This is a genomic window from Dactylosporangium sp. CA-152071, assembly GCF_050936335.1.
Taxonomy (GTDB): Bacteria; Actinomycetota; Actinomycetes; order Mycobacteriales; family Micromonosporaceae; genus Dactylosporangium; species Dactylosporangium maewongense.
Genome location: NZ_JBNJMZ010000002.1, coordinates 479,759 through 498,517, shown reverse-complemented (window position 1 = coordinate 498,517; position 18,759 = coordinate 479,759). Strand labels below are relative to the sequence as shown.

17 protein-coding genes are annotated in these 18,759 nt (G+C 73.4%); 10 read left to right on the top strand and 7 right to left on the bottom strand.

The genetic code is table 11. The features are described from left to right. Window positions 1–154: 154 nt before the first annotated feature. Both ACQEVZ_RS42375 and ACQEVZ_RS42370 read right to left on the bottom strand, forming a co-directional pair. Window positions 155–1,042 carry a hypothetical protein gene (locus ACQEVZ_RS42375; RefSeq protein ID WP_433378320.1) on the bottom strand — a complete coding sequence of 296 codons (888 nt, stop codon included), beginning with the start codon at window positions 1,040–1,042 and terminating at the stop codon, window positions 155–157. Further along, a complete protein-coding gene (locus ACQEVZ_RS42370) occupies window positions 1,039–1,929 on the bottom strand; it encodes an aminoglycoside phosphotransferase family protein (protein WP_433378317.1) in 891 nt (296 codons plus the stop codon). Before ACQEVZ_RS42370 ends, ACQEVZ_RS42375 begins: the two co-directional genes overlap by 4 nt. A gap of 78 nt (window positions 1,930–2,007) precedes the next feature. Between ACQEVZ_RS42370 and ACQEVZ_RS42365 the strand changes: the two genes are divergently transcribed. Continuing rightward, on the top strand, window positions 2,008–2,967 hold the full coding sequence (locus ACQEVZ_RS42365; RefSeq protein ID WP_433378315.1) for a hypothetical protein: 960 nt from the start codon (window positions 2,008–2,010) through the stop codon (window positions 2,965–2,967). Here the strand turns inward: ACQEVZ_RS42365 and ACQEVZ_RS42360 are convergent. Beyond that, a complete protein-coding gene (locus tag ACQEVZ_RS42360; protein WP_344504890.1) occupies window positions 2,959–3,552 on the bottom strand; it encodes a TetR/AcrR family transcriptional regulator in 594 nt (197 codons plus the stop codon). The genes ACQEVZ_RS42365 and ACQEVZ_RS42360 overlap by 9 nt on opposite strands. A 57-nt stretch (window positions 3,553–3,609) precedes the next feature. Here ACQEVZ_RS42360 and ACQEVZ_RS42355 point away from each other — a divergent pair, with 57 nt between their 5' ends. From ACQEVZ_RS42355 to ACQEVZ_RS42345, 3 genes are read left to right on the top strand one after another with little or no spacing between them, the layout of a single operon-like run. Further along, on the top strand, window positions 3,610–5,133 hold the full coding sequence (locus ACQEVZ_RS42355) for a cation:proton antiporter (protein WP_433378312.1): 1,524 nt from the start codon (window positions 3,610–3,612) through the stop codon (window positions 5,131–5,133). Window positions 5,134–5,187: 54 nt separating this feature from the next. Further along, window positions 5,188–6,123 (top strand): ketopantoate reductase family protein, encoded by a 936-nt coding sequence (locus tag ACQEVZ_RS42350; protein ID WP_433378309.1) that lies wholly within the window; start codon window positions 5,188–5,190, stop codon window positions 6,121–6,123. A 47-nt stretch (window positions 6,124–6,170) separates the two neighbouring features. After that, the gene (locus ACQEVZ_RS42345) at window positions 6,171–6,689 is read left to right on the top strand and encodes a DUF6882 domain-containing protein (protein WP_433378307.1); all 519 of its coding nucleotides are present in this window, start codon (window positions 6,171–6,173) and stop codon (window positions 6,687–6,689) included. Window positions 6,690–6,724: 35 nt separating this feature from the next. Here ACQEVZ_RS42345 and ACQEVZ_RS42340 read toward each other — a convergent pair whose 3' ends face one another. Further along, window positions 6,725–7,282: a hypothetical protein gene (locus tag ACQEVZ_RS42340; RefSeq protein ID WP_433378304.1), complete on the bottom strand. Its 558-nt coding sequence runs from the start codon at window positions 7,280–7,282 to the stop codon at window positions 6,725–6,727. A gap of 106 nt (window positions 7,283–7,388) precedes the next feature. On the opposite strand from ACQEVZ_RS42340, the gene ACQEVZ_RS42335 reads away from it, so the two are divergent. Next, on the top strand, window positions 7,389–7,880 hold the full coding sequence (locus tag ACQEVZ_RS42335) for a nuclear transport factor 2 family protein (protein ID WP_433378301.1): 492 nt from the start codon (window positions 7,389–7,391) through the stop codon (window positions 7,878–7,880). Between the two features lie 84 nt (window positions 7,881–7,964). Here ACQEVZ_RS42335 and ACQEVZ_RS42330 read toward each other — a convergent pair whose 3' ends face one another. Continuing rightward, complete coding sequence (locus tag ACQEVZ_RS42330) at window positions 7,965–8,402, bottom strand: nuclear transport factor 2 family protein (protein WP_344504884.1); 438 nt, start codon at window positions 8,400–8,402, stop codon at window positions 7,965–7,967. A gap of 68 nt (window positions 8,403–8,470) precedes the next feature. Between ACQEVZ_RS42330 and ACQEVZ_RS42325 the strand changes: the two genes are divergently transcribed. Continuing rightward, window positions 8,471–9,010 (top strand): helix-turn-helix domain-containing protein, encoded by a 540-nt coding sequence (locus ACQEVZ_RS42325; protein ID WP_363395522.1) that lies wholly within the window; start codon window positions 8,471–8,473, stop codon window positions 9,008–9,010. A gap of 12 nt (window positions 9,011–9,022) precedes the next feature. Here the strand turns inward: ACQEVZ_RS42325 and ACQEVZ_RS42320 are convergent, their stop codons facing one another. Further along, on the bottom strand, window positions 9,023–10,183 hold the full coding sequence (locus ACQEVZ_RS42320; RefSeq protein ID WP_433378297.1) for a serine hydrolase domain-containing protein: 1,161 nt from the start codon (window positions 10,181–10,183) through the stop codon (window positions 9,023–9,025). A gap of 96 nt (window positions 10,184–10,279) precedes the next feature. Between ACQEVZ_RS42320 and ACQEVZ_RS42315 the strand changes: the two genes are divergently transcribed. Continuing rightward, window positions 10,280–11,380, top strand: a complete 1,101-nt coding sequence (locus ACQEVZ_RS42315) for a CaiB/BaiF CoA transferase family protein (protein ID WP_433378294.1) — start codon at window positions 10,280–10,282, stop codon at window positions 11,378–11,380. Here the strand turns inward: ACQEVZ_RS42315 and ACQEVZ_RS42310 are convergent. Next, window positions 11,368–11,985, bottom strand: a complete 618-nt coding sequence (locus ACQEVZ_RS42310) for a hypothetical protein (protein WP_433378291.1) — start codon at window positions 11,983–11,985, stop codon at window positions 11,368–11,370. The two genes, ACQEVZ_RS42315 and ACQEVZ_RS42310, sit on opposite strands and share 13 nt — an antisense overlap. 72 nt (window positions 11,986–12,057) lie before the next feature. On the opposite strand from ACQEVZ_RS42310, the gene ACQEVZ_RS42305 reads away from it, so the two are divergent. From ACQEVZ_RS42305 to ACQEVZ_RS42295, 3 genes are all read left to right on the top strand, one after another. Then, window positions 12,058–13,269: an acetyl-CoA C-acetyltransferase gene (locus ACQEVZ_RS42305; RefSeq protein WP_344504879.1), complete on the top strand. Its 1,212-nt coding sequence runs from the start codon at window positions 12,058–12,060 to the stop codon at window positions 13,267–13,269. Between the two features lie 14 nt (window positions 13,270–13,283). Beyond that, window positions 13,284–15,386, top strand: coding sequence for a 3-hydroxyacyl-CoA dehydrogenase NAD-binding domain-containing protein (locus ACQEVZ_RS42300; protein ID WP_433378288.1), 2,103 nt, complete (start codon window positions 13,284–13,286; stop codon window positions 15,384–15,386). 115 nt (window positions 15,387–15,501) lie between these two features. Beyond that, entirely contained in the window at window positions 15,502–18,645 is a 3,144-nt protein-coding gene (locus ACQEVZ_RS42295) for a hypothetical protein (protein WP_433378285.1), read from the top strand. Window positions 18,646–18,759 lie beyond the last annotated feature (114 nt).

Genomic DNA, 18,759 nt, shown 5'->3' with positions numbered 1-18,759 from the left:
TGCAAGCCAACTCGGGAAGTCGATACGTTCGGAAACGCCACGAAACAGCATTCCGGTTCCGGCCAGCGGAAATGTGCGGGGCACAACACCTGCTTCTGGAACACGGCGGAACACCGTACCGGCAATTCCCGCGTTCGCGGCGTGACCGGACGTGTCATTGTCGGTCGTCGTTGCCCGTGTCGAGTGCGTGCAGCACCGCCGGTAGGGCGGCCGGGCCGCACGCGGTCAGGACGTGGGCGATCTGGTCGCGGGCGGCGGTGTGGCCGGCGGCGGTGTAGCGGGTGAGCAGTTCGACCAGGCGGGACTGCTGGTACACGGCCGCCGGGGTCCGCAGCCGATCCACCAGGTCGCCGGTGGGCCGGCCGGCGTCCAGCAGGGCGACGAGCTCGTCGAGGAGCTGGTCTGCGACGCGGACGGCGTCCGGGGTGAGGTCGAGGTCGGGCAGCACGTCCAGCCACGCGGCGACCTCCGCGGCGAGGGTGGTGTCGGTGATGTCGGAGACGATCGGGCGCAGGTCGCCGAGCATCCTCTCGATGGCGACGAGCTGGTGATGGTCGCGATAGTCGTCGGTACCGCACAGCTCCTCGAACCGCCGGCTCATCTCCGACGCAGACTCACCCGGCTGAATGAAGTCGTTGTCGGTGACCGGCAGGGCACGCAGGCGCGCGGCGGCGGCGACCGCGTCGGCCCTGCTGAACCCGAAGGCGTCGAGTGCCCGTCGGGCCACCTCGTCCGGGTGCAGGATCGCCGGCAATGCAATCGCGGGTGCGAGGGACCGCAGGTGCACGAGCTCCCGGACCGCGAACTCGACCGGGTAACCGTCCTCGAGGGCCCAGCTGATCACCGCCGCGGCCAGGGCGACGTCGGCGCGTGGCCGGTTCCGGGGCAGCCTCAGCCGGTCGAAGTGGACGTCGGCGACGGCCGACTCGATCAGCGACAGCCATCGGTACACCGGCGGGACATCGGCGGAACGGTGGGCCAGGAGCCACTGGTGTCGGCGGGCCGGGTCGGTGGCGATCAGGTCGGGGATGAGGTCGCTCATGCGGTGAGGCGGCGCAGGGCGGCGTACGCGGGCGGGCCCCACGTGGGCTTGCCGCCGGGACGGCCGTGGACGCCGTTGTCGCCGATGATGATGCCGGACAGGACGCGCAGGACAGCGCAGCCGCGGGCGCGGCGCAGGGTCGCGGCGTCGGGCCGGTAGGCGTCGAGGCAGCGGTCGGCGGCGCCGTCGGGCAGCAGCAGCCAGGCGGCGGCGAGGTCGTACGCGGGGTCGCCGGCGCACAGGTCGCCGAAGTCGACGACGCCGCAGAGGGCGCCGCCTTCGGTGAGGACGTTCGCCGGATGCAGGTCGGCGTGCAGCCACACCGGCGGGCCCGACCAGTCCGGTGCGGCGACCGCGTCGTCCCACACCGCCTGTACGGCTTCCGGATTGTCGATAAGTCCCTGCTCGGTGACGTACGCGAGTCCCCTCGCGAACCCGGGCGCGCGTTCGGCGAGCGGGCCGCCGCGGTCCCGGCCGGCGGGTGCGTCGGGCGGTGCGGGCTGGTGCAGCGCCGTCAGGAACTCCGCCAGTACCGGCGCCGAACCGGTGGCGGGCGCCAGGTCGGCCGGTGTGCCCGGCACCCACGTGGTGATCAGCCACGGGCGCGGGAACAGCGACGACGGCTCGCCGAGCCGCTGCGGGACGGGCACCGGCAGCGGCAGGCGCGGGGCGAGCGACGGCAGCCAGGTGTGCTCCTTGCGGAGCAGGTCGTCCGCGGACCCGGTCGCCCACGGCAGCCGGACGGCGAGGTCGTCGCCGAGCCGCCACAGCTGGTTGTCCCAGCCGCGGGCGCCGAGCCGGACCGGGCGGTCGGCGAGGTCCGGGTGCTGGTCGCGGACCAGGTCCAGGACCAGGTCCGCGGTGATCTCGGTCGTGGCGTGGGTCATGTGGGGTGACAGTAGCGGCTGAGACACCGCTCAGCTGGCCTCAGGAAAGTCACAGTCACCGATGGTGAGACTGTCGGCATGCAACGGGGGCGGACGGTAGCGGGATGGACGGCGGTCGGTGCGGCAGGCGTGTACGTCGCGTTGAAAGGCAGCTGGGTCGCCGGCGGCACGTTCGGGGTCAAGGACCTCGGGAACCTGACCCGCGGCGAGTGGGCCGTGGACAACCTCGTCACGGGCGGGCTCGCGGTCGCCGGGGTCGGGGTGGCGCTCGCCGCGATCCGGCCCTGGGGGATGCGGGTGCCGGTGTGGCTGGTCGCGGTGCCGATGTGGGTCGGGGCGGGCCTGCTCGCGCCGTTCGTGGTGCTGATGCCGGCGGCCGCGGCGTTGAAGGCCGCCGGCTGGTGGGAGCCGCCGCCCCCGCCGGACGGTGACCCGACGCTGCGGCCGTGGACGTTCGTCATCGTGTACGGCAGTTTCGTCGTCCTCGGTGTCGCCCTGGCGGTCGCGTTGCTGCTGTACGCCCGGGACCGGTTCAGGCCGGTCGTCGCCGGGAGCGTCGGGCGGGCGCCACGCGGGTTGACGCACGCGGCGCAGGTGCCGCTGGCGTGGGTCGCGGCGGTCATCGCGGCCGGGCTCGCGGTCCTGCGGTTGTCGTGGGTGCTCGGCGGCACGGCCGGGCTCCGCCCGGGCGTCGGTCGCGACGCGTGGCTGCGGCTGCAGGACACGGTGACGGCGGCGCAGTTCCTGTGCGCGGCGATCGGCCTGCTGGTCATGGTGCACCGGTGGGGGCCGCGGCGGCGGTTCGCGGTGCCGCTGGTCGCGACGTGGCTCGGGGCCGGCGGCATGGTCGCCGGCGGGTTCCTGAGCATGCCGACGATCCTCGCCGGGCAGCGGTGGACGGCGCACGGGCAGACGTTCGCCGGGTACGCGACCGCCACCTTCCTCACCTGCGTCGCCGGCGCCCTGATCAGCGTCGTCGCCCTGTTCCTGCTGGTGGAGCGGGCCGGGACGGTCAAGCGCGACCAGCTTTCAGCCTGACGGCACGGGGGACGGCTCGTCGCGGACCGCGCCGTGCAGGAACACCTCGACGATGTCGGCGGGGTCGCCGCCGGCCATGACGAGGTGCTGGAACATGCGGGCGAGGTATTCGGGGTCGCGGCGCAGCCGGTCCTGTTCGGGTTCGAAGAGGACCGCGAGGGCGTCGACGGTCGCGGTCATCGAGTCGCGCCGCCGGTCGCGGACCGGGGCGGCGGTCGGGTCGAGGCGGCCGGTGGTGAGGTGCCGGACGGCGCCGGCGACCGCGCCCATGCGGCTCATGTACGCCCGGAGCGTCTCGACCGCCTCGATGAGCCGGTCGGCGAGCGGCTGGTCGAGGTCGATGGCGCGGACGTGGGCGAGGGTGTCGTCGTGCCGGAGCGCCTCGGCCATGCAGGCGGCGAGCAGGGCGTCCTTGTCGGCGAACACGCGGAAGATCGTGCCCTCGCCGATGCCGGCGGCACGGGCGACCTGGGCGGTGGTGACGCTGGATCCGTGCTCGACGACGAGGGGCAGCGCGGCGGCGACGATCATCGCGCGGCGGTCGTCGGGGGTCATCGGCGAGGAGCGTTTCCGGGGTTCGGTCATGCCTCCATCCTGCGGAGTGAGTACTCACTCCGTCAAGGTGTCCTATCGTGATCCTTTGTGAACGGTGTGCAGCTGCTCCTGATCATCTTCGGCGGGATCACCGTCGCGGCCGTCGCGCACCGGCGCGGCGCCCAGCCCGGCCTCGTCGTCGTCATCCTCGCCGCCGCCGCGTCGTTCATCCCCGGCGTACCGCGGCTGCAGCTGGACAGTGAGCTCATCCTCGCCGTCGTCGTGCCGCCCCTGCTCTACTCCGCGACCAGGGGCGCGTCCGCCTCCAGCTTCTCCGCGAACTTCCGGCCGATCTTCACCCTCGGCGTCACGCTCGTCGTGCTCACCACCGGCGTCGCCGGGTACGCCGGGTCGCTGCTGCTGCCCGCGATCGGCCTGCCCGCCGCGATGGTCCTCGGCGCCGTCCTCGCCCCTCCGGACACCATCACCACCGTCACCCACGGCGAGGAGCTCGGCCTGCCCCGCCGCGTCACCGCGATCCTCACCGGCGAGAGCCTCGTCAACGACGCGACCGCCCTGACCCTGTTCAGCCTCGCCGTCGCCGCGACCGGCGCCGGGCACACCCTGTTCGACAACGGGTTCGTGCTGTTCCTGTACAACGCCGTCACCGGCATGGCGGTCGGCGCGGCCCTCGCTGTCGCGACCCTGTGGCTGCGCAAACGCCTGCACGACCCGGTCCTGGAGACGTCGGTGTCGCTGCTGCTGCCGTTCACCGCGTTCCTGCTCGCCGAACAGGTCCACGCCTCCGGCATCCTCGCCGTCGTCGTCGCCGCGTTCTCCGTGTCGGTGAACACCGCCCTCGACAAGCGCCACCAGTACCCGGGCGCCTACCGTTCCCGGCTGCAGGAGGCGACCGTCTGGCCCGTCGTCGACTTCCTGCTCGAGACGTTCGTCTTCGCGTACATCGGACTCCAGCTGAAGTTCGTCGTGCAGAGCCTCGCCTCGTCGGACACGCTGCTGCGCACCGTCGTCACCGCCGCCGTATTGCTGGTAACGGTAATTCTCTTCCGGCTCGGGTTCGTCTCCGGCTCGTTCGCCTGGTGGGGGCTGCGCCGCCGCGGCGTCGAGCACCGCGTCGCCACCGACCCCCGCGCCCAGGAACGCTTCGAACGCCGCCGCCAGTGGCGCGCCCGCCGCGGCCGCACCCGCGAGGTCCTCGGCGAACCCACCCCGAAGGAGGCGCTCATCGTCGGCTGGACCGGCATGCGCGGCATCCTCACCCTCGCCGCCGCGGCCGCCGTCCCCGAACGCCTCCACGACGGCACCCCGTTCCCCGGCCGCGACGAGATCCAGGCGATCGCGCTGCTCGTCACCCTCGGCACCCTGCTCATCCAGGGCATGACGATCCCGCTGCTGGTCCGCCGGCTGCGCATCGACACCGCCGCCGAACACGCCCGCGACGCCGACCTGCACGCCCGCGGCGTCGCCATCATCGAGGCCGCCGGCCCCGACTTCGACGCCCAGCGCGAAGCCCTCGCCACCGCCGTCTACAAGGAGGAGCTCGACGACGCCACCGCCCGCAGCCTCATCCACGACGTCGACCTCCGCCAGGCCGCCCACGACACCCAGTGACGGATCAGCGCGCCCGCTGACGGCGACCCCGGCCGGCAGGCGGATGATGGGCGGATGATCGACAGGGATCCGGATGAAGTCCCGGTTGGCGGCGCACGGTGGAGGGTCGCGGTCGTCGGACCCGGCGGCGTCGGCGGCCTGCTGGGTGCGGTGCTCACCCGGGCCGGCAACCCGGTGCGGTACGTCGCGACGCCCGGCACCGCAGACGCGCTCAACGCCGGCGGTGTCACCGTCGACAGCGCGCAGTTCGGGTCGTTCCACGTGCCGGCCACCGCCGGCACCCGGCTGACCGGGCCGGTCGACCTGTGCGTGCTGGCCGTCAAGGCCACCGCGCTCACCGCCGCCCTCGACGCGCTGCCCGCCGGCGACCTCGGCGACGCCCTGGTCCTGCCGCTGCTCAACGGCGTCGAGCACCTGGCGGTGCTGCGGCAGCGGTACCCGGCCGGGCAGGTCCTCGCCGGTGCGATCCGGGTCGAGTCGACCAGGACCGCACCCGGGCGGATCGCGCACACCAGCCCGTTCTCCGGCATCGACGTCGCCGGGCACGCGACGCCCCGCGGCCGCCTCGACGCGCTCGCCGCCGAGCTCCGGCACGCCGGGTTCGACGTGACCGTCCGCGACGACGAGATGGCGCTGCTGTGGGGCAAGCTCGCGTTCCTCGCCCCGCTCGCGCTGCTCACCACCCACGCCTCCGCGCCGGCCGGCACCGTGCTCGCCGACCGGCGCGCGGACCTGCACGCGGTCATCGACGAGGTCGCCGCCGTCGCGGCCGCCGCCGGAGCACCCGTCGACCCGGCCGGGATCAGGGCGATGTTCGACCGCCTCCAGCCCGGCATGAAGTCCTCGATGCTCCGCGACGCGGAGGCCGGCCGGCCGACGGAGCTCGACGCGATCGGCGGCGCCGTGCTGCGCGCCGCCGCCGGCCACGGTGTCGCGACCCCGGTCACCGCCCGTCTCGTCGCCGACCTGCGAGCCGTTGCGCGGCCGTGACACACGACGTCGACCGCCGCTGACCGCATCGGGCAGACTCGTCCGTCATGGGGATCTTCAACCGCCGCCGCACCGGTACCGACGACGTGGCGCTCCTCGCGTTGCAGGGCGAGGACATGATCGAGCAGCTGGCGCAGGCACACGTCACGTGGGGCCTCGGCACCGCCGACCGGTGGGGCCTCGACCAGCGCACCGGCGTCATCACCTGGACGTTCCCGGACAAGACCGCGTCCGCGCCGGCACAGATCCTGGGCAGCTTCAACGCATCCACGTCGTCGTGGGTGTGGGCGTGGGGCAACGGAAGCATCCTGCCGGAACTGTCCGTGGCCGCCGCCCAGGTCCGCGACTGGGGCGCCGAGCGGGGACTGCCCGCGTTCACGCAGGCCCGCGTCGACGCAGACGAGGAAGGCGCGGCGACCCTCGTCGCGGTCGCCGTCCGGGTCACGAAGGCGACCGGCTTCTACCGCGCCTCCGGGACCGCGTCGGTGCCGGTCATCACGTTCGGCCCGGTCACGCTGACCGCCGCCGACGGCACCACCTCGACCTTCACCGTCGACGTGTCCTGACCCGCGCCACCGCACCGTGAACCCGATGAGCGGCGTCACGGGCCCCAGAGGCAGCAGCCGAACACCACGATCGCGGTGGTGACGAGGAGGACGGGCACGATCAGGGCCGGCAGCATCCGCGTCTCACCGCGGGCGTGCGCGGTGGCCCGCCGCCACCGGCGCTCGTCCGCCCGTGACGGCTCGGCCGTGAGCCGCTCGACGCCCGGCCCGCCGGCGAGCCCTGCCAGCAGCGCGTCGACGGCGTCGGCGGTGGCGCCGCGGGCGTCGAGCCAGGCCACGACCTCCGGCGGGCCGGTGCGCACCAGGGCGGCGAGCAGGTGCTCGGTGCCGACGTGCCCGGCCCGCTCCTGCGCCGCGACGTGAAACGCCTGCTCCATGACCAGCTTCGCCGCCTGGTCGAACGCCACGCCGGTCGCGGCCGACGCTCCGGCGTCAGCCTGGGCGGGCGGCCACAGGCCAGCGGTATTACCCGGAGATCCGGCGAGTGCCGCAGCGAGGTCCTGCGGCGTCATCTCGCGCCGGCCCTCCGACGCCGCCAGCAGCGCCATGCGCTGCAGGGCGGTCCTGGCCTCGGTCGTCGTCCGCTCGATCACGGACGGAGTTGTACACGACGGCCACCCATGATCGTCAAGCTGGGCTTCACGGTCGTGGCGGAGTTCGGCGTTGATCACGTGCGGGGCGGACGGCAGCGTGGACGGCATGTATGTGACTGACATCCAGGCCCTGACCACGACCGGCGTCGAAGCGCTGCGGGACCGTACCGAGATCGTCGACGCGCTGTACCGGTTCGGGCTCGGCCAGGACCTCAAGGACCGCGACCTGTTCGCGTCCGCGTTCGCCGCAGCCGCCGAGCTGGACTTCCGCCCGGCGGCGGCCCGCTGGGGCGCCGACGTGCCGCTCATGACCGGCCGGGACGCGATCGTCGGGCAGATCCTTGCCCTGTTTGCCGGGCGGGTCGACACCACCCACACCGTCACCAACCCGCGCGTGCGGATCGACGGCGACCGGGCCGACCTCACCGCCATCGTCGAGGCGCAGCACGTGCTGAGCGCCGACCACGGGACGTTCGCGCTGCTGAAGAACCTCTACGACGTGGAGCTGGTCCGCGACGGCGGCCGCTGGGTCGTGCACCGGATGCGGATCGCGAACGTCTGGTACACCGGCGACCCCGCCGCGATCTTCAACGGGTAGCCAAGCCCGGGAGCCAGTCCAGGACGAGCTCGACCTCGGCGCGGGTCCGCCCGGGACGGCATCGTCAAACCGGGCTCCACGGTACTAACTGCCGGTGAGAGCGGCGGCGAGGTCGGCGGACCGGCCGAGGAGGCGGGCGGTGGCGATCGGGTCCATGTAGTCCTGATACAACACGATCTCGCCGGCCCGGACGCGCATGACACCGAGGGCGCGGAACCGGTACGGCCCGCCGGTCACCGCGGACCGCCCGTGGTGCTCGATCTGCGCGACGACGACTTCCGGGTCGGTGGTCTCGTGCACGACCGCGTCGACGCCGTCCATCTCGAACAGGCCGCGGGACGCCGCGGCGCCGCCGTGGTACGCGCGGATCGCGTCGCGACCCCGCAGCTCGCGGGGCTGGCCTGGCAGCGCGAACGGGTACTCCAGGACGCCGTCGGCGGCGAACAGGTCGGCGAAGGGCCCGCCCTCACCCGCGACCATTCGCCGGACCTCCTCGGCCACCTCGCGTGGCGTTCTCACCATGTCTGCCTCCACTAGAATCGGAACGATGACCCCGGTTAGACGATACGGAACGGTGGCCCCGGTTAGCAATGGCTGAGCAACCCTTGCGCGCCGACGCCCGGCGCAACCGCGACCGCATCCTGCTCGCGGCCCGCGACGCGTTCGCCGAGGCCGGGTTCGCGGTGCCCCTCGACGAGATCGCCGCCCGCGCCGGCGTCGGCCCCGGCACCGTCTACCGGCACTTCCCGACCAAGGAGGCGCTGTTCCAGGCGGTTATCGCCGACCGGGTCGCCGGGCTCGTCGCCGAGGCGCGCGACCGGGCGGGCGACCCCGACGCCGGCGCGGCGTTCTTCGCGATGCTGTCCCGGCTCGGGGGTGAGGGCGCCGCCAAGCGGGACGCGTCCGAGGCGATGACCGTCCCCGGCCCGGTCGTCGCGGAGCTGCACGAGGCGGTCGGGGTCCTGCTGCGCCGGGCGCAGGCGGCCGGAGCGGTCCGCGCCCACATCACCGTCGAAGACCTGTTCGCGCTGCTGAAGGGGCTTTTCACCGGCATGCGCGACAGCGACGACCCGGGCCGCGCCGGACGGCTCCTCGCCGTTGTCACCGCCGGCCTGCGCCCGCCGCACTGATCGGCGGCGCGGTCAGCCGGTCGCGTCGTAGGCCGCCGCCCACAGGCCGGCCCACCGCGGGAGCTGCTGGTCGCCGGAGTGGGCGCGCTGCATCATGAACACGGTCGTCGTGTCCTCGGCGGGGTCGGTGTACCAGGCGGTGCCGTAGAAGCCGGGCCAGCCGTAGCTGCCGGGCGACGGGCCGGGCCGGGTGCGGCGGGTCACGACCGCCATCCCGAAACCCCAGCCCATGGCGTCGAAGTACCCCGGCCAGAACCCGGAGACCGCCTTCTGGTGCGGCGTCAGGTGATCGGTCGTCATCAGCGCCACCGACGCCTCGGACAGCACCCGCTCGCCGTTGAGGGTGCCGCCGCCGCGCAGCATCAACGCGAACGTGAGGTAGTCGAGGGCGGTGGAGACGAGCCCGCCGCCGCCGCTCTCGAACACCTGCGGCCGGCTCCACCGCCCGTCGGGGCCGTCCTCGACGACAGGTGCGCCGTTGGTGTCGTTGTCGCGTTCGTACGCGGTGGCGAGCCGGTCGAGGCTGCCCGGCTCGACGACGAAGCCGGTGTCGCGCATCCCGAGCGGGCCGCAGATCCGTTCGAGGAGCGCCTCCCCGAACGACCTGCCGGTCGCGCGGGCGATGAGGACCCCGGTCACGTTGGCGGCCGTGTCGTACATCCACCGCTCACCCGGCTGGTGCGGCAGCGGCAGCGCGCCGAGCCGGCGCAGCCACGCGTCCGGAGGCAGCTCACCGACCGCGGCGAGGGCGTCGGCGATCGGCACCGTGCCCGGCGCGGCGGGGACCATGCCGGTGCCCAGCGTGTACGTGAGCAGGTGCCGCAGCGTGATCGGCCGGTCCGCCGCGACGACGTCGTCGAGGGGTCCGCCGGGGTCGGCGAGGACGGTCATGTCCGCCAGCTCCGGCAGCAGCTTGTCGACCGGGTCGTCGAGGCCGATGGTGCCGTCGTCGACGAGCGTCATCGCGCACGCCGCGACGACCGGTTTCGACGTGGACCCCATGCGGCAGATCGTGTCCGCGGCCATCGGCGTACCCGCGCCGGCGCCTTCGAACGCGAGGCTGCCCACGGCTTCGACGTGGACCTCCCCGCGGCGGGCGACGAGCGCCACCATGCCGGGCACGAACCCGGCGTCGACCTCGTGCTGTAGGAGCGCTCGCAGTCTGGCGGTCACGCACCGCACGCTACACGCCGCCGGCGCGTCGGGGGCGCCGCTTCGAGGCGGCGTCTCCAGGGCGGCGTCTCCCTGGCGGCGGGCAAGATACGTGTCATGAGTGGACCGTTGCGGGGTGTGCGGGTGGTCGAGCTGGCCGGGATCGGGCCGGGGCCGTTCGCGGGGATGATGCTGGCGGATCTCGGCGCGGACGTGGTGCGGGTCGATCGGGTCGGGCCGGGCTCGCCGATCGCGCCGCCGGCGGCGACCGACCTGCTCAACCGGGGCAAGCGGTCCGTCGCCGTCGACCTGAAGGACCCCGACGGGGTCGCGACCGTGCTCGCGTTGGCGCAGCGGGCTCATGTACTGGTCGAAGGCTGGCGTCCGGGGGTCGCGGAGCGGCTCGGTGTCGGGCCGGAGCAGGTCCACGCCGTGAACCCGGCGCTCGTGTACGGGCGGATGACCGGCTGGGGGCAGGACGGGCCACGGGCCACGACGGCCGGGCACGACATCACGTACCTGGCGCTGTCGGGGGCGCTGCACGCGATCGGCCGGGCCGGTGGGCCGCCGCAGGTGCCGGTGAACCTCCTCGGCGACTTCGGCGCCGGCGCGATGTACCTCGTCGTCGGCGTCCTCGCCGCGCTGCGGGACGCGGAGCGGACCGGCCGGGGGCAGGTCGTCGACGCGGCGATCACCGACGGCGCCGCGCACATCACCACGATGCTGCACAGCATGCTGGCCGTCGGCCTGTGGCAGGACCGCCGTGGCGTCAACATGATCGACACGGGGGCGCCGTTCTACGACGTGTACGAGACCGCCGACGGCCGTCACGTGGCGGTGGGCGCGTTCGAGCCGCAGTTCTACGCCACGCTCGTCGCCACCCTCGGCCTGACGGATCTGCCGGACCAGCTGGACGTCGCGCAGTGGCCGGTGCTGCGGGAGCGGCTCGCCGCGGCGTTCCTGACGAAGACCCGCGACGAGTGGTCCGCGCTGTTCCACGACGGCGACGGCTGCGTCACCCCCGTACTGTCGCTGCACGAGGCGCCGCAGGACCCGCACCTGCGGGCGCGGGGCACGTTCGCCGACCACCTCGGCGTCGTGCAGCCGGTGCCGCAGCCCCGGTTCTCCGCCACCCCCGCGACCCTGACCGGCCCGCCGCCGCTGCCCGGCCAGCACACCGCGGAGGTCTTGAAGGACTGGGGCCTTCAGGACGAGTAGCCGGGCGCCCCGGTGCAGCGGTCGATGACCGGGGTCGTCGGCCGCAGCGTCGCCGGGTCGAACTCGACCCGCCACTCCTGCCCGTCGACGGTCTTCGCGACGAGGCTGGTCCCGACGACCGCGGCGGAGGCGAACGTCCACGCGTCCAGCCCGTGCCCGGCGTACGGATCGTGCACGAAGCAGGCGACGGTCGAGGTGCCGTCGCGGCTGAGCAGCCCGTCACGCGACCGCAGCCGCAGCGTCCGCTCCTGCCGCACGATCACGTCCTGCTCCCACGCGACGACCCGCACGTCCGGGCCCGACGCGACGACCGCGGGCGCGTGCGGGTCGTACTCCTGCGCGGCCACGGACACGAGCCCGGCGGCGCCGACGGCGAGACCGAGCAGGCCGATGCCTGTCTGGGTGAGCAGCCGCCGGGTGCTCTCCGGCATGAGCCCGAGCACCGCGACGACCGCCACGAGCGCGGCGACGAACCCCGTGAGGAACGGGTGCGCGAGCGGCTCGAACGCGACGTACCTGGCGTGCGCGGCCGCCGCCGCGGCGACGGTGACCACGACGGCTCCGGCGGCGACGGCAAGCATGACGACAGCGGTCCTACGGCCCATGTGGACATTCTCGCAGGACGATGCGAGACGGCGGGGTACCGTGCCGGTCGAGGGCAAGTTACTCTCGGGTAGGTGAGCACTGAGGCTTTCGTTTACGACGCTGTCCGCACCCCGCGCGGGCGTGGCAAACAGAACGGCTCGCTGCACGGGGTGAAGCCCGTGTCGCTGGTCGTCGGGCTGATCGACGAGCTGCGCCGCCGGTATCCCGGGCTCGACCCGGCCGACATCGACGACGTCGTCCTCGGCGTCGTCTCCCCGATCGCGGACCAGGGGTCCGACATCGCCAAGACCGCCGCGATCGCCGCCGGCCTGCCGGACACCGTCGCCGGCGTCCAGCTGAACCGGTTCTGCGCGTCGGGGCTGGAAGCCGTGAACGTCGCCGCGCAGAAGGTCCGCTCCGGCTGGGAGGACCTCGTCCTCGCCGGCGGCGTCGAGTCGATGTCGCGGGTGCCGATGGGCTCCGACGGCGGCGCCTGGGCGATGGACCCGGAGACGAACTACGAGACGCGGTTCGTGCCGCAGGGCATCGGCGCCGACCTGATCGCCACGATCGAGGGCTTCAGCCGCGAGGACGTCGACGCGTACGCCCTGGAGTCGCAGACCCGCGCGGCGAAGGCGTGGGCCGGCGGGTACTTCAACCGGTCCGTCGTGCCCGTCCGGGACCGCAACGGCCTCGTCGTCCTCGACCGGGACGAGCACCTGCGCGCCTCCACCCTCGAAGGACTCGGGCAGCTGCCGGCGTCGTTCGCGATGATCGGTGAGATGGGCGGCTTCGACGCGGTGGCGTTGCAGCGGTACCACTGGGTCGAGCGGATCGAGCACGTGCACACCGCCGGCAACTCCTCCGGCATCGTCGACGGCGCGTCGCTCGTCATGGTCGGCAGCGAGGCCGCCGGGGCGCGGGCCGGCCTCACCCCGCGGGCGAGGATCGTCGCCGCCGCGGTCAGCGGCGCCGACCCGACCATCATGCTCACCGGTCCCGCGCCCGCGACCCGCAAGGCCCTCGCGAAGGCGGGCCTGACCGCCGCCGACATCGACCTCGTGGAGATGAACGAGGCGTTCGCAGCGGTTGTACTGCGCTTCGCCAAGGACATGGACTTCGACCTGGAGAAGGTCAACGTCAACGGTGGCGCCATCGCGATGGGTCACCCGCTCGGCGCGACCGGCGGCATGCTGCTCGGCACGCTCGTCGACGAGCTCGAACGCCGCAGCCTGCGGTACGGCCTGGCCACGCTGTGCATCGGCGGCGGCATGGGCATCGCCACCATCGTCGAGCGAATCTGAAGGGCGCGCAGCACATGACCGACACGATCCGCTGGGACCGTGGGGACGACGGCGTCGTGGTCCTCACCCTCGACGACCCGGCGCACTCCGCCAACACGATGAACGACGCGTTCGCCGCCGACCTCGGCACGACCGTCGACCGGCTGACCGCCGAGAAGGACGCCATCACCGGCGTCGTCATCACGTCGGCGAAGAAGACGTTCTTCGCCGGCGGCGACCTGCAACGCCTCGGCAGCCTCGGCCCCGACCAGGCCGCCGACGTGTACGCCTCCTCCATGCACCTCAAGGGTCTCCTGCGCCGCCTCGAGACGCTCGGCCGGCCGGTCGTCGCCGCGATCAACGGCTCCGCGCTCGGCGGCGGCCTGGAAATCGCGCTCGCCTGCCACCACCGCATCGTCGCCGACGACGCCCGCATCGAGATCGGCTTCCCCGAGGTGACGCTCGGGCTGCTGCCCGGCGCCGGCGGGGTCGTGCGCACCGTGCGGCTGCTCGGCATCGCGCAGGCGCTGCTCACCGTCCTGCTCCGCGGGCAGCGGCACCGGCCTTCCGCCGCCCTCGAACACGGCCTGGTGCACGAGGTCGCGCCCCGCGACGAGCTGCTCTCCCGGGCCAAGGCGTGGATCGTCGCGAACCCCGGCGCGGTCCAGCCGTACGACGTGAAGGGCTACCGCATCCCCGGTGGCACCCCGGCGCAGGCGTCGTTCGCGGCGAACCTGCCCGCGTTCCCGGCGACGCTGCGCAAGGAGCTCAAGGGCGCCCCCTACCCGGCGCCGCGCAACATCCTCGCCGCCGCCGTCGAAGGCGCCCAGGTCGACCTCGACACCGCGTTCGCCATCGAGGGCCGGTACTTCACGGAGCTCGCCACCGGGCAGATCGCCAAGAACATGATCAAGGCGTTCTTCTTCGACATGCAGCAGGCGAACTCCCGCGGCGCCTCCTCGGCGCCGTTCGGCAAGGTCGCCGTGCTCGGTGCGGGGATGATGGGCGCGGCGATCGCGTACGTGTGCGCGAAGGCCGGCATGCAGGTGCTGCTGAAGGACGTCACCGTCGAGGCCGCCGCCCGCGGCAAGGAGTACTCGGTCCGGGTCCTGGCGAAGAAGCCGTTCCTGCCGGCTGAGGAGATCCTCGGCCGGATCACGCCGACGGCGGACCCGGCTGACCTGGCCGGGTGTGATCTGGTGATCGAGGCGGTGTTCGAGGATCCGGCGCTGAAGCACAAGGTGTTCGCGGAGGTCCAGGACGTCGTGGCGCCGGACGCGTTGCTGTGCTCCAACACGTCGACGCTGCCGATCTCCGCGCTCGCGGAGGGGGTGACGCGGCGGGAGGACTTCGTCGGGCTGCATTTCTTCTCGCCCGTGGACAAGATGCCGCTCGTCGAGGTCATCCGCGGCGCCGGCACGTCGGCTGCCGCCGTCGACCGGGCGCTGGGTGTCGTCCGGCAGTTGAAGAAGACGCCGATCGTCGTCAACGACAGCCGCGGGTTCTTCACCAGCCGGGTCATCGGCACGTTCACCGGTGAAGGGCTGCTCATGCTCGCGGAGGGCGTGGCGGCGCCGTCGATCGAGCAGGCGAGCCTGCAGGCCGGCTACCCGGCGGCGGTGCTCGCGCTGATGGACGAGCTGACCCTGACGCTGCCGCGGAAGATCCGGCTCGCGTACGGCGACGCGTGGACCCCGACGCCCGCCGACGCGCTCATCGACCGGATGATCGACGAGTTCGGCCGGCCGGGGCGCTCCGGCGGGGCGGGCTTCTACGAGTACGTCGACGGCAAGCGCGACCGGTTGTGGCCGGGCCTGCGCGAGCACTTCGCGTCCGCCTCCGCTGAGATGCCGTTCATCGACATGCAGGAGCGGATGCTGTTCGCCGAGGCGCTCGAGTCGGTGAAGTGCCTCGACGAGGGCGTGCTCACCAGCGTCGCGGACGCCAACGTCGGCTCGATCCTCGGCATCGGGTTCCCCGGCTGGACCGGCGGCGTCCTGCAATACATCAACCAGTATTCGGGCGGGCTGCCCGGGTTCGTCGCCCGCAGCCGCGAGCTCGCCGCCCGCTACGGCGCCCGCTTCGAACCGCCGGCGCTGCTGCTGCGCAAGGCGGAGGAGGGCACGCAGTTCGTCTAGGAGCAGTCCTCTCGATTCTACGTAGTCGCGTGATCACTCTGCGTTACGGTCTTCGGTTGCGGGGCGGCGGGCCTGTCGTCGCCCTCCAACCGGGGGACGGACGGGGGAGACCGCGATGGCGGCGTTCGGGGTGCTGCTGCGACGAGGCCCGGCACGGACTCTGTCGGCGTTGGCGGCGTCGGTACTGGCCGCGATCGGCGGGACCCTCGCGGTGCCGGGTTCGGCGGCCGCCGCTGAGCTCGCGCAGCAGCACATCACCTGGACGGACACAGCCGACACACCGCTGACCACCGGCACCGTCTCCGTCGCGGCGGTCGCCTCGTCCGGGCTGCCCGTCTCCTACACCGGCACCAGCGGCGATGTGTGCACCGCCGACGGCGACGTCGTCACCCTGCACCGGCAGGGCCGCTGCACGATCCGCGCCACCCAGGCCGGCAACGCCTCCTTTGCCGCCGCGGAACCGTCGAGCTCGTCCTTCGCCGTCCTCGGCCGCGCCCAGAAGATCACGTGGACCCCGACCCCGGACGTCTCGGTCACCGCCGGGACGGTCCGCGTGTCGGCGACGGCGTCGTCGGGGCTCGCCGTCATCTACCGGACCGCGACGCCCCGCACGTGCAAGGTCAAGGGCGGCACCGTCACCCTTGTCGCCGGCGGCACCTGCACCGTGCGCGCCACCCAGCCCGGCAACGACGAGTACGCCCCAGCGCCCCGCGCCGACGACTCGTTCATTATCGGAAAACTGGCGCAGACAATCCGGTTTTCCCGCCCCGCCGACACGGCGATGACGACCGGCACCGTCCACATCGACGCCACCGCGACGTCCGGGCTCACGGTGACCGTCACCAGCCGCGACCGCACGGTGTGCACCGTGTCGGCCCGCCGGGTGACGCTGGTCGGCGCCGGCACCTGTGTGCTGCGGGCTGCGCAGCCCGGCAACGGCAGGTACGCGCCCGCACCCCGGGTCGAGCGGCAGTTCACCGTCGGCCGGGGCGTTCAGACGATCGAGTTCCCCACGCCGGGCCCGGCGCCACTGCCTGCCGGCACGGTGACGGTCACACCGTCGGCGTCGTCGGGGCTGCCGGTCACCGTCACCAGCGCGAACCTGGCCGTGTGCACCGTCGCCGGTGCCTCTTCCCCAGGACCTTCCCCCTCCGCCGGCTCTTCGTCTGGAGATGCGTCCGTCGGTGGCTCATCCGCTCCCGGCACTGCCGCCGACGCACCTGCTGCCGCCGGGACTTCCACCAGCGGTTCTTCCAGCGGCGGCACCTCCGCGGGGAACTCTTCCACCGGGACCTCTACCGGCGGCACTTCCGCAGGCGGCGCTGCCGCCGGGACGATCGTCACGCTGCACACCGTCGGCACCTGCGTGCTGCGCGCCACCCGGGGTGCCACCGGGGACTGGTCGGCCGCAGCGGCCGTCGAGATCAGTTTCCCCGTCGTCAAGGGCACCCAGACGATCACATTCCCGCCGCCACCCACGACCGCGGCCGGTGCGACCGTCACGCTGCGGGCGACCGCATCGTCCGGGCTGCCCGTCACCTACACCGCGTCGACCCCTGCCGTCTGCACCGTCGCCGGCGCCGTGGCGACCCTTCGCGTCCCCGGCGCGTGCGCGGTGCGAGCCACCCAACCCGGCGACGGCCGCTGGGACCCGGCACCCGCCGTCGACGCCACCTTCACGGTCACCGACGACGCGCAGACGATCACGTTCCCCGCCCCGCCCACCACACCCCTCACCGACGAAACCGTCCACGTGTCCGCGACCGCGACGTCCCGATTGCCGGTCACCATTTCCAGCAATACGCCAAAGGTGTGCACCATCGCCGGCACCGCCGTCACGCTCCGCACCCCGGGCAGATGCACGGTGACGGCAACCCAGCGCGGCGACGCCACCCATGCCGTCGCCCCGCCGGTGACCCACACGTTCACCGTCGCCCGTGGCGCGCAGAGCATCACGTTCCCGCAGCCTGACACCCGGTCCGTGCTCGACGGCCCGCTGACAGTGGCGCCGTCCGCAACGTCATACCTGCCGGTCTCGGTGTCCAGCAGCACCCCGGACGTCTGCACCGTCGCCGGCTCCGTCCGGAACACCGCACCTGGCAGCGCACCCGGCAGCACACCTGACAATGCATCAGACGACACCACGGATGGCGCCGCGGCGGGCAGCGCACCCGGCAGCACACCCGGCAACGCGCCAGACGACACCACGGATGGCGCCGCACCAGGCAGCACACGTGGCAGCGCACCAGGTCTCACCACGGATGGCGCCGTGACGGGCAGCGCACCTGGCAGCGCACCAGGTCTCACCACGGATGGCGCCGTGACGGGCAACGTGCGGGATGCCGCGGACGGCGCCAGGGCGGACAACGCACGGGGCGACGTCGCCGGCGCCATGGGGGGTGCTCTGGCCGGCACCGTGGTCACGCCGCTCGCCGCCGGCGAGTGCACGCTGCACGCCGTGCAGGCCGGTAACGCCGAGTGGGCGCCTGCCCGGCGGGTCACGCGGACCGTGCGGATCACGGCCGTGCGGCAGGCCATCACGTTCGCGGCGCCGTCGCCGGTCGCGGTGTCCGACGGGCCGGTCGGCCTGGTCGCGGTCGCCTCGTCGGGGCTGCCTGTCGCGTTCAGCAGCGGAAGTCCCGACACGTGTTCGGTGGACGGCGCGACGGTGACACCGCTCGCCGTCGGCGGGTGCGTGCTCGTCGCTCACCAGCGCGGCGACCGGCGGTTCGCGCCCGCGCCGGACGTGACCGCGACGCTCGCCGTCCTGCAGGAACCTGCGCCCGTGATCGTCCCGGCCGCCGCACCACCGACCCATGCCACCGCGGGCCGGATTGTTGGTAACGACAATCCGGCTACCGGTGAGGCGGTCACGATCAGCGGCGGCGGCTTCAAGCCTGGCGCCGCGGTCGAGGTCGTCGTGTACTCGACCCCGCAACCGCTCGGCACCGCGTACGCCGACGCCGCCGGGACGTTCACGCTGCTGGTCGTCGTGCCGACCGGCCTGCACCGTGGCGGGCACACGTTCGTCGCCGCCGGGTTGGCCGCCGACAACACCCTGCGCTACCTGTCGACCCCGGTCACCGTCCACCACGCCGCGGCGACGCTCCCGGTCACCGGCGGACCCGTCGGCGCCGTTGCCACACTCGGCGGCTGGGCCGTCCTGATCGGCACCGTCCTGGCCCTGCTCGGCCGGCGCGGGCTGTGGCAGTACCGGTGGCTGTACCGCTTCCTGTACCGCGCCCGCCACGCGATCTGACCGGGCAGTCCGTCTCGCCGGCGACTCCGTACCCCGGCGCGGTGCGCAAGGCGCTCGGCATCGCCAGACCGGTCGGTGTGGCCGAAGCAGCGGCCACCGTCAGCGCTGCGGGGT